Annotated in this window: 10 protein-coding genes; 4 read left to right on the forward strand and 6 right to left on the reverse strand. The window is 60.1% G+C overall.

All coding sequences use genetic code 11. The features are described from left to right. Nucleotides 1–13 precede the first annotated feature (13 nt). From J5Y17_RS11615 to cdd, 6 genes are all read right to left on the reverse strand, one after another. Nucleotides 14–1,483, reverse strand: coding sequence for an SPOR domain-containing protein (locus J5Y17_RS11615; protein ID WP_219785418.1), 1,470 nt, complete (start codon nt 1,481–1,483; stop codon nt 14–16). A gap of 71 nt (nt 1,484–1,554) precedes the next feature. Next, complete coding sequence (upp, locus tag J5Y17_RS11620) at nt 1,555–2,187, reverse strand: uracil phosphoribosyltransferase (RefSeq protein ID WP_219785419.1); 633 nt, start codon at nt 2,185–2,187, stop codon at nt 1,555–1,557. After that, nucleotides 2,180–3,172 carry an adenosine deaminase gene (locus J5Y17_RS11625; protein WP_219785420.1) on the reverse strand — a complete coding sequence of 331 codons (993 nt, stop codon included), beginning with the start codon at nt 3,170–3,172 and terminating at the stop codon, nt 2,180–2,182. The genes upp and J5Y17_RS11625 overlap by 8 nt, the downstream gene beginning before the upstream one ends. Continuing rightward, nucleotides 3,169–4,380, reverse strand: a complete 1,212-nt coding sequence (locus J5Y17_RS11630; protein WP_219785421.1) for a phosphopentomutase — start codon at nt 4,378–4,380, stop codon at nt 3,169–3,171. The genes J5Y17_RS11625 and J5Y17_RS11630 overlap by 4 nt, the downstream gene beginning before the upstream one ends. Continuing rightward, entirely contained in the window at nt 4,377–5,693 is a 1,317-nt protein-coding gene (locus J5Y17_RS11635; protein ID WP_219785422.1) for a thymidine phosphorylase, read from the reverse strand. The genes J5Y17_RS11630 and J5Y17_RS11635 overlap by 4 nt, the downstream gene beginning before the upstream one ends. Before the next feature lie 5 nt (nt 5,694–5,698). Beyond that, on the reverse strand, nt 5,699–6,097 hold the full coding sequence (cdd, locus tag J5Y17_RS11640; RefSeq protein ID WP_219785423.1) for a cytidine deaminase: 399 nt from the start codon (nt 6,095–6,097) through the stop codon (nt 5,699–5,701). 325 nt (nt 6,098–6,422) lie between these two features. On the opposite strand from cdd, the gene J5Y17_RS11645 reads away from it, so the two are divergent. The 4 genes from J5Y17_RS11645 (at nt 6,423) to J5Y17_RS11660 (ending at nt 14,003) form a co-directional block, all read left to right on the forward strand. Then, entirely contained in the window at nt 6,423–8,705 is a 2,283-nt protein-coding gene (locus J5Y17_RS11645) for an NADP-dependent malic enzyme (protein WP_219785424.1), read from the forward strand. A gap of 278 nt (nt 8,706–8,983) precedes the next feature. Then, nucleotides 8,984–10,876, forward strand: a complete 1,893-nt coding sequence (locus tag J5Y17_RS11650) for a propionyl-CoA synthetase (RefSeq protein WP_219785425.1) — start codon at nt 8,984–8,986, stop codon at nt 10,874–10,876. A 282-nt stretch (nt 10,877–11,158) separates the two neighbouring features. Continuing rightward, complete coding sequence (locus J5Y17_RS11655) at nt 11,159–12,643, forward strand: response regulator (RefSeq protein ID WP_219785426.1); 1,485 nt, start codon at nt 11,159–11,161, stop codon at nt 12,641–12,643. Next, a complete protein-coding gene (locus J5Y17_RS11660; RefSeq protein WP_219785427.1) occupies nt 12,612–14,003 on the forward strand; it encodes a sigma-54 dependent transcriptional regulator in 1,392 nt (463 codons plus the stop codon). Before J5Y17_RS11655 ends, J5Y17_RS11660 begins: the two co-directional genes overlap by 32 nt. Nucleotides 14,004–14,011 lie beyond the last annotated feature (8 nt).

Consider the following 14,011-nt stretch of genomic DNA (forward strand, 5'->3'; position numbering starts at 1 on the left):
GTCTAACTCAACGCTATTTGCGCGCGAATGCGTCCCCATAGCCTGCCCCACGAACGGCAGACAAAGCGGACAGGGTTTGCTCGGGCCGGGCGAAGGGGCCGGCCAGAACAATCTTCAAAGGCTTTCCGCCTCGGCGCAGAATCTGCGACGAAACCGGATAGCCCATGGCCGAAAGGCGCGCGATTGAGCGCTCGGCATTTTCGGGGACACCGAAGGTGCCCACCTGAACATAGCGCAAAGCCTGCGCCTGTTGTTGTTTTTGCACCTGAGCCACCGCCGTATTGACAACAGTCGGCGTGCGGGCGGGCGCGACAGATTTGGTCGAAATCTGGACCAGCGCCTCTCCTTGCGGTGCATAATACGGAGCCTGAACCGTGACGGCCCGCGTCTTGACCGGCGTGCCGAAGAGCCATTCCCAAAAGGTCTTGCGGCGCGGCGTGTATAGGTCATAGGCGGGCGTGGTCTGGGTCCAGACTTGCGCCATCTGCAAATCGCCCCGCGCGGTTTGCGGACCACGGTTCGGATTGAGACGTCCGTCGGTCCAAGCGCGGCTATAGCCCTCCGGCAGAGTTCCCACCACAGGGCGCGGCAGCGCGTAGGGCTCAATCCCTGCAGCGCGGGCCACGGCCTGCTGATTGGCGCTCTGCGTCGAGAGGCGCAATTGGACCCTTTGCTGAATGTAAGCAGAGGGATGCACTGCCTGAGGACCACAACGCACGGCATAGCGTCCGTTGGTGTTCAAATATTGCGCCGCATTGCCCGAAAGACCGCCGCATTGCGTCAGGGCGACCGTGCCAGTTGGCGCAACGTTGGCCGGAGCAGTAGTCGCGACCATGATCGGCGCAGGCATGGGCGCGGCACGTTTGACCGGCACACGCACCAGCGTCGGCTCCGTCGTGGTCATACGGCGACCGTCGGCGGTGCGCACGGTGACGCCTGCGGGCAGACGCTTGAGAATATATTCGACAGTATCGGTGGCACAGCGTACTTGGCCGTCCGCCACGGAAGCCACACAGCCGCGCTCGCCGACGGTCTTCCCGGCGAGCTGCGCGAGCGGCGGCAGGCTTGGCTGTTGTGGCTTGGGGGCATTCTCAGCACTTACGGAAACAGGGGCCACCGGAGCGCCACTTTGCGGCACGGGTTTCGCAATCGCGGCCGCCACCGTGTTCGGCGTCGCACCGACAGGATCCGGGATCACCGGCAGGCTTTTTTCGGTCTGGGCCAATGTCGGTTTGAAGCCGCACAACACCCGACGATCCCGCGACACGCGCGGCACCCATTGCACCGCGCCGCCAGAGCCTGCACGCACATAGGCACAGCCCCGGCTGTCGACATATTGCAGTCCTTTATAGGACGCTGGCGGGAATTCTGCCGGGTGATCGGCATCGTAGAGCGAACGGGCCCCTGCCTCGGACAAGCCGAGGACGGACACTCCCAAGGCCGCTACCATCACTGCGACAGAAATCGTTCTCAAACCCTGCATTAAGCTGCCCCGCACAAGATATGGGGGACAGCGTAGCGCAGAACTGATTCGCTGTTAAGAGGGGAAATCGCTTATTTTGTACCAAACATGCGATCGCCCGCATCCCCTAGCCCGGGGACAATATATCCATGCTCGTTGAGCTTTTCGTCCACTGCTGCTGTCACGATCGGCACATCCGGATGGGCCGCTTCCATCCGCTTCACGCCTTCAGGTGCCGCCAAGAGGCAGAGAAAACGAATGTTTTTCGCGCCTGCCTCTTTCAGCTTGTCAATAGCCGCGACCGAGGAATTGCCGGTTGCAAGCATCGGATCGACTGCAATAACGAGACGGTCACCAAGATCTTCGGGCACTTTGAAGTAATATTCAACCGGCTCGAGCGTCTCTTCGTCTCGGTAGAGCCCGACAAAACCGACGCGCGCGGAGGGGATAAGCTCCAAAATCCCGTCCATCAGACCGTTGCCCGCGCGCAGGATCGAGATCAGCGCCAGTTTTTTGCCATCTAGCGTCGGCGCCTGCATGGTCTGCATCGGTGTTTCGATGGTTTTCTCCGTCATGTCCAACTCGCGGGTCACCTCATAGGCGAGCAGCAGGGAAATCTCCCGTAGCAGCTGCCGGAACCCGGCGGTGGAAGTGTCTTTGTCCCGCATAATGGTCAGCTTGTGCTGCACCAGCGGGTGTTTCACGACGGTCAAATGATCAAGCATCGGTTGGCTCCAGTTTCTTTGCGACCGCCCCTCGGGTCGCCTCATTACAGAAGGCCGCCTCAATCGCGACCTTGTTCAAGTCTTTGAAATCATCCTCTTCCCAACCGAAAGTCTCGGCAAGGCGGTCGAATTCATACCGCATGGTAGAATGAAAGAATGGCGGATCGTCTGTTGAGACGGTCACCTTCACACCGCGCTCGCGCAGTTTGGCAATCGGGTGATCGGACCATTTCGGATAGACACCCAACGCAATGTTCGAGCCCGGACAGACCTCCAACACGATCCCCGCTTCGGCAATCTCATCGACCAGAGCAAGGTCTTCGATGGCACGCACGCCATGGCCAATCCGCTCGACCTTGAGGTCGCGAATGGCGTCGCGGACACTGTCCGGCCCGCCCCATTCGCCCGCATGAGAGGTGAGCCGCAGCCCCGCCTCGCGCGCCATGTCGAAAGCGTATTTGAAATCGCCCTGCTTGCCCATCGCCTCGTCACCCCCCATGCCAAAGCCGGTCACGAAATCGCCCCCAGTTTCCTGCGCGCAGGCAGCAGTTTTCTTGGCCTGATCCGGACCAAAATGGCGCACACAGGTCGGGATCGCTCGCATCACGATGCCCGCCTCCTGCTCAATCTCGTCAGCGGCCTGTTTGATCGCGGCGAGGTAGTCTTTCCACGCCGTGACATCGCCGCCGCCACAAAAATCAGGCGCGAGGAAGCTTTCGGTGTAGATCACATTCGACGCCACACTTTCTTCGAGAACGGCGCGGGTCAGGCGGTAGTAATCCTGAGGTGTTTTCAGGACCGAGGTGGCGGCCTCATAGACCTTGAGAAAGTCCCAGAAGTCTTTGTATTTATAGGCGCCTCTCTCGTCGAAAACGCCCGAGAGATCGACCTTTTTCTCAGCCGCCAAGCCGCGAATAAAGGCCGGCGGCGCGGCCCCTTCGAGGTGCATGTGCAGCTCGATTTTCGGCATATCAGAGACTGTCATAGGAAACTCCGTCCGGGCCCTTGCGCCTCAATCCCGAGGTGTTTGGCAATCGAGGCCGCTACATCGGAAAAGGCCACAGGGCCAATGGGTTTAAGACCGACACCATAGCCCAGCACCGGCACCTGTTCGCGGGTGTGGTCCGTGCCCGACCAAGTCGGGTCGTTGCCATGGTCGGCGGTGAAAATCAAAAGATCGCCCTCGCGCGCCCGCTCGAACAGTCGCGGCATCTGGCTGTCGAACCATTCGAGATGGCGGGCATAGCCGGAGACGTCGCGCCGGTGGCCGTAGAGGCTATCGAATTCGACGAAATTGGCGAAGGTAAAGGAGCCGTCAGGCGCCTCTTCCATCACATCACAGAGGTGATCGAAGAGCAGATGATCGTTGCCCTTGCGCACCTCATCCAACCCCTGCATCGAGAAAATATCGCCAATCTTGCCAATAGCATAGGTTGCACGCCCGGCGGATTTCGCCCAATCGCAAATCGTCGGACTTGGCGGCGCGATGGCGTAGTCGTGACGATTTCCGGTGCGGGTGAAACCGTCTTCCAGCGTGCCTATGAAAGGCCGCGCAATGACGCGCCCGATCTTCATGGCATGGAGCGTGGGCGCGAGGTCTTCGCAGAGCTTCAACAGCCGGTCGAGGCCGAAATGATCCTCATGCGCGGCGATCTGAAACACGGAATCCGCAGAGGTGTAGCAAATCGGCCAACCGGTCGCGATGTGCTGCGCGCCGAACTCTTTGATGACTTCGGTGCCGGAGGCGTGGCAATTCGCCAAAGTGCCCCCTGCACCACAAAGCTCCGCCGCCTTCTCCATCAAATCCTTCGGAAAAGATGGCTGCTCATTCGGGAAATAATGCCAATCCCACGGCACCGGCACACCGGCCAATTCCCAATGGCCCGAAGGCGTGTCCTTGCCGGGAGAGATTTCTGCTGCCACACCATAAAGCCCCTTGGGCATCGCCTCCAAACCCGGCGCGGGATCAGTGGTCGCGTGCGCCATCGCCGCGCCCAAACCAAGCGCGTCTAGGTTCGGCAGATGCAAGGGCCCGGAACGCCCCTCTTCGGCGCGGCCCTCGGCACAGGCCTGCGCAATATGGGCGATGGTGTTGGCGCCCGTGTCGGGCCGCTCCCCGTTGAAAAACGCGTCCGCATCCGGTGCGCCGCCGAGGCCCACCGCGTCCATCACGATCAAAAATGCCCTGCTCATACCGATACCTTCTCATATACAAGAGGCGGCTCGTCGGGGGCTTCAGGCGCCAGCCGAACCGCCGCACGGATCGCGGCCTCCGCCCGGTCAGCCTCATCCACGGATTTGGCATGGATGGTCGCGATCAGGTTGTCCGCATCGAGATATTCCCCGATCATACAACAATTGGAAAGCCCAACCGCCGGGTCGACTTTGTCGCCCCCCTTCATGCGCCCGCCGCCCAGATGCACCACCGTCATGCCAAGCGCATGGCCGTCCATCTCTGAAACATACCCCGGCTGCTCTGACAAAACATCGCGCACGACGGGGGCCGAAGGCAAACGGTCGCGCCAGTGATCGACGAAATCGGCGGGTCCACCCAATTCGGAAATCATCCGGCCAAACCGCTCGGCGGCGGAGCCATCGGTGAGCGTGTCGCGCACCGCCCAAGCGGCTTGGTCCGCATCCTCGGCCAATCCGGCCAAAACCATCAACTCTCCCCCCAATGCACAGGTCACATCGCAAAGGATATTGTCCACTTCGCCCGTGGTCAGCGCCTCCATCACCGTCATGACTTCCAAGGCATTGCCCAGCGTCGGACAGAGCGGCTGGTTCATATCGGTGATCAGCGCGGAGGTCTTGCAGCCTGCGCCATTGGCTGTGGTGACGAGGCTCTGCGCCAAGGCGCGGGCGTCCTCGGGCGTGGTCATGAAAGCCCCCGAGCCGCATTTAACGTCGAGCACCAACGCCTCAAGGCCCGCCGCGAGTTTCTTCGATAGGATCGAAGCGGTGATCAGGTCGATGCTCTCGACCGTGCCGGTGACGTCGCGGATCGCGTAGAGCCGTTTGTCCGCAGGCGCGATGGAGCCGGAGGCGGAGACGATGGCGCATCCAACGCGCTCGACAATCTCGTGGAACCGCGCATCCGTGACTTCGGTTTTGAGGCCGGGAATGGATTCGAGCTTATCCAAAGTGCCGCCCGTGTGACCAAGCCCGCGCCCCGAGACCATCGGCACACAGGCGCCCAAGGCAGCCAAGGCGGGCGCGAGCAAAAGCGACACACAATCGCCGACACCGCCTGTGGAATGTTTGTCGATCGCGGGGGACGGCAAGTCCCAGCGCATCACTTCGCCACTATCGCGCATCGCAAGCGTCAAAGCCACGCGGTCAGGGTCGGACATACTGTTTAGCAAAGCGGCCATGGCAAAAGCACCCGCTTGCGCGTCGGTCACGGCACCGCTGGCGAGACCCTGCGCAAAGCCGGTCAGCTCCGTTGGCGACAGCTCGCGCTTGTCCCGCAATTTCTCAATGATTTGGCGCGCATCAAACGTCATGAGGATTAATCCATATGATCCGGCGTAAACGCCCCCGGCAAAAGCTCGCCCACCGTCATGGTCAACACTTCGCCCGTGCGCGACATCATAGAGACCTTCACATCCGGCCCTGCAAATTCGCGAATTTTCTGACGACAGCCCCCGCAAGGCGGCACCGGTGCGTCACTGTCCCCGATCACGGCAACCTCGGCGATTTTGGTCTCCCCGCCCAAAACCATCGCCGCGATCGCGCCCGCTTCGGCACAGGTGCCTTCGGGATAGGCGGCATTTTCCACATTCACGCCAGTGAAAACCGCGCCCGATGCGGTGCGGATCGCTGCGCCGACGCGAAACTTGGAATAGGGCGCATAGGCTTTGTCCTGAATTTTTGCAGCTTCATCCAAGAGAGAGGTGGGCGCAGACATGGGAAACCCTCATTTTTGACTATCCGGTCCAGAGTGAAGCCTCACCCGTCCAGATGCAAGTGCGATACGCTGTCCAGACCACGACCTTGCCGATTGTGCGGTTCCCCACACAGGTTTGCTCGTCTTTTACGCGCAGCCATATGCCCTCAAGCAGATGCCGACCATTTTACATGTCTCCCCTTGCATCAGCCCCCTCCTGCGGCGTAGAGGCTTGCCGAGGGAGAGGCCTTGAGGCAAACTTGTTTAACATTAAACAATACCCCCGCGCACCGCAACCGCGGACATGAGCACAGACAAGGCAGCAGACAAGATTGGGAGATCACCAATGGCGACGGACAAGCGCAACGACAGCCTGAGACAAGCCGCGCTCGACTATCACGAATTCCCCAAGCCCGGGAAATTGGAAATTCGCGCCACCAAGCCGATGGCCAACGGCCGCGACCTCGCGCGGGCCTATAGCCCCGGCGTCGCCGAAGCCTGCCTCGAAATCAAGGCCGACCCGACCACCTCAAGCCGCTACACTGCGCGTGGCAACCTCGTCGCCGTCGTGACCAACGGCACCGCCGTTTTGGGCCTCGGCAACATTGGTGCCGCAGCCTCGAAACCGGTGATGGAGGGTAAGGCGGTGCTCTTCAAGAAATTCGCCAACATCGACTGTTTCGACATCGAAGTGAACGAAAGCGACCCGGAAAAACTCGCCGAGATCGTCTGCGCGCTGGAACCGACCTTTGGCGCGATCAACCTCGAAGACATCAAGGCGCCGGATTGCTTTATCGTTGAACAACTCTGCCGCGAGAAGATGAACATTCCGGTGTTCCACGACGACCAACACGGCACCGCCATCGTCGTCGGAGCCGCCGCGACCAATGCGCTGCGCGTGTCGGGCAAAAAGATCGAAGACATTAAAGTGGTGTCCACCGGCGGCGGGGCGGCGGGAATTGCCTGTCTCAACATGCTTTTGAAACTCGGCCTCAAACGCGAAAACGTTTGGCTCTGCGACATCGCCGGGCTGGTTTACGAGGGCCGCGAGGAAGAGATGACGGCGCAAAAGGCCGCCTTTGCGCAAAAGACCGACCTGCGGACGTTGGACGAGGCGATCGAAGGCGCGGATATGTTCCTCGGCCTCTCCGGTCCGGGCGTCCTGAAGCCCGAGATGGTCAAGAAGATGACCAAACAGCCGATCATTTTCGCGCTCGCCAACCCGACGCCGGAAATCATGCCCGACGAGGTCAAAAAGGTCGCCCCCGATGCGATCATCGCCACGGGGCGCTCGGATTATCCCAACCAAGTCAATAACGTGCTATGTTTCCCCTTCATCTTCCGCGGCGCGTTGGATGTCGGTGCAACCGAGATCAACGACGCGATGCAGATCGGTTGCATCGAAGGGATCGCAGCCCTGGCCCGCGCCACGACGAGCGCAGAAGCTGCCGCCGCCTATCAAGACGAGCGGATGGAGTTCGGCCCGGATTATCTGATCCCGAAACCTTTTGACCCGCGCCTTATGGGCGTTGTCGCCTCTGCGGTCGCGAAAGCCGCAATGGAGAGCGGCGTGGCGACCAAGCCGGTCACGGACATGAAGGCCTACAAGGACGCGCTCGACGGTTCGGTGTTCAAATCCGCGCTGATCATGCGCCCGGTCTTTGCCGCCGCAAGCCACGCCGAACGCCGCATCGCCTTTGCCGAAGGCGAAGACGAACGCGTGCTGCGCGCCGCCCAAGGCATGATTGAGGAAACCACCGATAAACCGATCCTGATCGGCCGCCCGGAGGTGATCGCCATGCGGGCCGAACGCGCAGGCGTGAAAATTCGCCCCGGCATCGATTTCGAGGTGGTGAACCCGGAAAACGACAGCCGTTACAAACAATATTGGCAAGCCTATCATGACCTGATGGCCCGCAAAGGGGTGACACCGGATCTGGCAAAAGCGATCCTGCGCACCAACACCACGGCGATTGGCGCCATTATGGTGCAACAGGATCACGCCGACAGCATGATCTGCGGCACTTTCGGTCAATATCTGTGGCACCTCAACTATGTGACGCAAATTCTCGGCACCAAGGAGCGCCAGCCGGTCGGCGCGCTCTCCTTGATGATCCAAGAAGACGGCCCGCTGTTCATCGCAGACACCCATGTGCACACGGAACCGACGCCGAAACAGATCGCCGAAACGGTGATCGCCACGGCGCGCCATGTGCGTCGTTTCGGGATCGAGCCCAATATCGCCCTGTGTTCCCACAGTGAGTTCGGCAACCTCAATTGCATGACGGGTCGACATATGCGCGAAGCCATGGAAATCCTCGACTCGGAGCCGCGAGACTTCAAATACGAGGGCGAGATGCACATCGACAGTGCCCTGACCCCGGATTTGCGCGAACGCAACTTCCCACACTCGCGACTTGAAGGCCCGGCGAATGCGCTGGTCTTTGCGATTGCCGATGCGGCCTCCGGCGTGCGCAACATCCTCAAGACCAAAGGCGGCGGCCTCGAGGTCGGTCCGATCCTGATGGGGATGGCGAACAAGGCGCATATCGTCACACCCTCGATCACCTCGCGCGGACTTTTGAATATGTCCGCCATCGCGGGAACGCCGGTCGCACATTACGGCTAAGCCCAAGTCCTAAAACAAATTTGCAACGCCTCCGCCTCACCCGCGGGGGCGTTTCTGTTTGCAACATCAATCTCTTGTGTCAAAGTTTGCAAACTACATTTCTAGAGATGTTTGCGAATTTTATATAAACATTTGCGGCGCGCTCTGGTAACAACATTGCCGGAGCGGGCCAAATTACCAGCGGCCCCCGTGATTGTTGCGCGTGATATTCCTACGTAGCCCCGCAGGGAATCACTGACTGAGCCAATCACGCCAAGTCAGCGAGGAGGACGCGAAGAGTGGCATATAAAGACGTTTACGAGGCCTGGAAATCCGACCCGGAAGCATTTTGGATGGAGGCCGCGGAGGAGGTCCATTGGTTCAAAAAGCCGTCGAAGGCGCTGTTTGACGACAATGCACCGATTTACGAATGGTTCTCGGACGGGTTGACCAACACCTGTTACAACGCGGTGGACCGCCATGTCGAAGCCGGTCGCGGCGATGAGATTGCGATCATGCACGAGAGCCCGATCACCCATTCGACCAAGGGCATCACCTACAAGGAATTGCAGGCCCGCGTGTCCTCTCTGGCGGGTGCGCTCAAGATGCGCGGCGTCGAAAAAGGCGACCGCGTCATCATCTATATGCCGATGGTGCCCGAAGCGCTTGAGGCGATGCTGGCCTGTGCCCGAATTGGCGCGGTGCACTCCGTCGTTTTCGGCGGCTTTGCGGCGCATGAGCTTGCGGTGCGAATCGACGACTGTACGCCCAAGGCGATCATTGCCGCCTCTTGCGGCCTCGAACCGAACCGCGTGGTGCATTACAAACCGCTTCTGGATGAAGCCATTGAGGTGGCCACCCACAAACCTGAGTTCTGCGTGATTTTCCAACGCGAACAAGAAGTTGCCAAGCTGATCGAAGGCCGTGACTTCTCCTGGCATGGCTTCCAATACGGCGTGAAACCGGCGGAATGTGTTCCGGTCGAGGGCAATCACCCGGCCTATATTCTCTACACCTCGGGCACCACCGGCGCGCCGAAAGGCGTGGTACGCTCCACCGGCGGGCACCTTGTGGCGCTGAACTGGACGATGAAGAATATCTACAACATCGAGGCAGGCGACCGGTTCTGGGCAGCCTCCGATGTGGGTTGGGTCGTGGGCCACAGCTACATCTGTTACGGCCCGCTGATCAAAGGCGCGCAAACCATCGTCTTCGAAGGTAAGCCGGTCGGCACGCCGCATGCCGGTGTGTTCTGGCGGATCATTCAGAACCAGCGGGTGAAGTCGTTCTTCACCGCGCCCACGGCGCTGCGCGCAATCAAGCGTGAGGACCCGAATGGCGAATGGATCAAACGTTACAAGGCGCATGAACTTCAAGCGATTTTCCTTGCCGGTGAACGCGCGGACCCCGACACGATCAAATGGGCGCAGGAGAAATTCGGCGTGCCAGTGATCGACCACTGGTGGCAGACGGAAACCGGCTGGGCCATCGCCGCAAACCCGCTGGGCATCGAGGAACTGCCGGTCAAGATCGGCTCGCCGTCTGTGGCCATGCCGGGCTATGACATCGACATTCTCGACGAGGCAGGTCATCCGGTGGCCGACGGTGAGTTGGGTGCCATCGCGATCAAGCTGCCGCTGCCGCCGGGCACGTTGCAGACGCTATGGAATGCCGAAGATCGCTATAAAAAGAGCTATTTGACCACTTTCCCGGGTTATTACGAGACGGGGGATGCCGGGATCAAGGATGAGGACGGCTATGTCTACATCATGGCCCGCACCGATGACGTGATCAACGTCGCCGGGCACCGCCTCTCCACCGGCGCGATGGAAGAGGTTCTGGCGAACCACCCCGATGTGGCAGAATGCGCCGTGATCGGCGTGGCGGATCAACTCAAGGGGCAATCGCCCCTGGGCTTCTTGTGCCTCAATGCCGGTTGTGACCGCGATCACGCCGAGATCGTCAAAGAGGTGGTGGCTTCGGTCCGCAAGGACATCGGCCCCGTGGCGGCGTTCAAAATGGCCTGTGTCGTGGACCGTTTGCCGAAAACCCGCTCGGGCAAGATCCTGCGCGGCACGATGGTGAAAATTGCGGACAGCCAGCCATTCAAAATGCCTGCGACCATCGACGATCCGGCGATTCTGGATGAGATCAAGGTGGCGCTTCAGGGACTTGGCTACGCAAAAGAGTAAATTTTAACAAAAAACCACTGTTTCCCGGCGCGAGGTTGGTTCAGACTTTGTTAACCAACATGCCGGGGAACGACGCGGCCCCATTTGGCCGCGTTTTTTTTCATGCCCAATTTGGCGATCGGCAACAGGTGCTCAATTTCAGCATCAGGTGAGACGTAAGGGGACAATTTGACTCAAAAGAACGAACAAAGCCACACGCTTCAAATCAAAGATGCAGGACGTATTTCCCTGCTATCACACGATATTCGTTCGACTTTCGGAGAATTACAAAGCACCCTAAAAATGTTGGCGCAGAACACCTGTCTGCCGCGGCACATCCAAGACGAGCTGTCCCGCCTGAGCCATACCGGCGCGCATCTCGGTCGCCTTCTCGACGAGGCCTCCGAAGCGCTGTTCCACGATCACCAAAAGCGCCCTCCCCCCATTTTGAGCAGTGCGCCGCGTCTGGTTCTGACGGGCCTCGTACAGCGTTGGCAGAGGATCACCGAAAAGCTTGGCTGTGAACTTTTGTTGAGCGGCACCGATCACCTGCCGGACATTGCGGATCTCGACATGCTGGCACTGGAACAGGCGCTTTCCAACCTCGTGTCCAACGCGCTGCATCACGCCGGACCGGGGCCGATTTCCATCGACATCGCACGTTCCGGCCAAGGCGCAAATGAAGAACTGGTGTTTCGCATCCGTGACAGCGGCCCCGGATATCCAAAACGCGTTTTGGACACGGAGAAACAGGCCACTCCCCCGATTGGAGCAGGTGAGCCGGGATCGGGGTTCGGCCTTCATGTGGCCTTTGACGCAACCCGGCGTCTGAACGGAAAACTAACGCTGCACAATCCGCCAGACGGAGGTGCGGAGGCCTGTTTGACGCTGCCGTTTCCACGGCCCAACGAGACCAAAAGCGACACGATCGTACACTCGCAACATTTACCCGCCGGACTCGTGGCGCTTTTGGTCGAAGACAGCGCTGCCATGAGACTTGGGCTCCGTCACGACCTTGAGGCGCTCGGACTGACCGTGATCGAAGCCCATGACGGCATCGAAGCGCTTGATCGCCTCACCGACCCCGACATCCGGATCGACATCGTATTTCTCGACGTCGAATTGCCGCTCCTGTCCGGCCTTCAAGTGTTGTCCCGGCTCAAAGTGCAAAACCATCCCATTCCGCCAACTGTCGCCATCACCTCTCATGTGTTTCTGGTGAACCGCCGAACGATTCTGGCCCATGGAGCAAAGGCAGTTCTGAGCAAACCGATCAATGCCCAGCGCGACATCCTCGACGCTATCGCCACGGCGCTGGATCTTGAAAACCTCGTGCCACCGCAGCAGGTCTCACATTATACACCCCACGTGATCGACTGGCTTCGCACGCCGCAGCGCAACGCCCTGGAGAACTGCCTCAACACATTGATCGGCCATCTGCCCTGTCCGACCGCTGCCGTGGTTCTGGCGCAGATGTCCGAGGATCTGGACCAGTATCTCGACGAAGCCAATCGCGCGATGCAAGGCCCGGAAGGACCCCAGCGCCACGCCCTTTTGTCGCGCGCCTGCCATTCCCTCTCCGCGCTTTTCGCCGCCGTCGGCATGGAAGCCGCACAGCAGGAATCGCGTCTTCTGTCAGAGCGCTCGGAACAGGTTCTGCCGTCGGAAATCATTGAAATTCTAGGCCACCTTCGGCAGTATGCATCCCATATTCAAACTGAAATTCATTCAATCTTAACGCGCGAGATGGACACAGATGTCCCACCCCCCCATTTTAATCGTCGATGATGTTGCCACCCATTTGACCCTCTTTTCAGCCACCTTAGAAGCGCAGGGACATGTCGTTCTCACCGCCCGCAGCAAACAAGAAGCGCTGGAATTGGCACAAACCCATTCCCCCCGCATCGCTCTGGTCGATCTCGTTCTACCCGATGGCGACGGCGCGGAATTGATCGAGAGATTGACCTCACGGTGCCCCGAACTGAAAGCCATTGCGGTCACAGCCTTCGCGACCGTCGACCGGGCCGTTGCCGCGATGCGCAATGGTGCGGTCGACTTTCTGGTCAAACCGCTGGCTCCGGATCAATTGATCTCTGCGATCGACAATGCGCTGGCCGGACGCAGCATCGGGACCTTGCCCGGCGAGGCGATTGGCCATGGCGACGGTTTGGAGGGCGCTCTCAGTTCGTCGCAGCCTATGAAAGACGTCTACGAGACCATCCGTGCCGTCGCTGGCTCTGCTGCACCGGTGTTCATCACCGGCGAGAGCGGCACCGGAAAGGTCAAGGCCGCGGTCACCCTCCACGCGCAATCCGGGTTCCAAGACGGGGCCTTTGTCAAACTCGATTGTTCCACCGCCGATCCGGAGCGGATCGAGGAAGAGCTGCTCGGCCATGTCGCGACATCGGACAGCCCCGCCAAATCCGGCGCCGTTGAGCGCGCCAACGGCGGCACTCTGTTGCTCGACGAGGTCTGCGCCTTGTCGCCCGCGATGCAGGCACGACTTTTGAATGTGCTCCAGACCGGTGAGATCACGCCGCTTGGGGGGCCCTCCCCTTTGCCTGTCTCTTTGCGCCTGATTTGCACCTCCACGCCAGAGCCTACCGAAGAGGTGGCCGAAGGACGGTTTCGTCCTGATCTGTTCTATCGCCTGAACGTGGTGCCGATCCACCTACCGCCACTGCGCGAGCGCGGATTGGAAGTGATCGAGATCGCGGAAACCGAATTGGATCGTCTCTGTGCGCAAGAAGGTCGGAACTTTCGCACCCTCTCCACCCCTGTCAAAGCAATCTTTCTCGAGCACAATTGGCCCGGCAACATTCGAGAGTTGATGAACGTGCTCTGGAATGTCGCACTTTTGAATGACGGGCCGATTGTGGAGATATCGGACCTGCCCCCCTATCTGCGCGGCGTCGGCATATCGTCGCCGCCGGGCTCTGACGGCGCCACGCCCCGGTTTCCCGGGCGGGCCGATCCGTTCGAAGGGCGAACTTTGGCAGAGATCGAAAGACATGCCATCGAAACCGCAATTCAGTCAGCGGACGGGTCGATCCCGGCGGCAGCAAGGGTGCTCGATGTCTCGCCCTCGACGCTTTACCGCAAACTGGAAACCTGGGGCAAACCCGTGCGCGGCGCACGCAGAGGCTGAGGCTAGCG

This window comes from Celeribacter sp. PS-C1 (assembly GCF_019429625.1).
Taxonomy (GTDB): domain Bacteria; phylum Pseudomonadota; class Alphaproteobacteria; order Rhodobacterales; family Rhodobacteraceae; genus Celeribacter.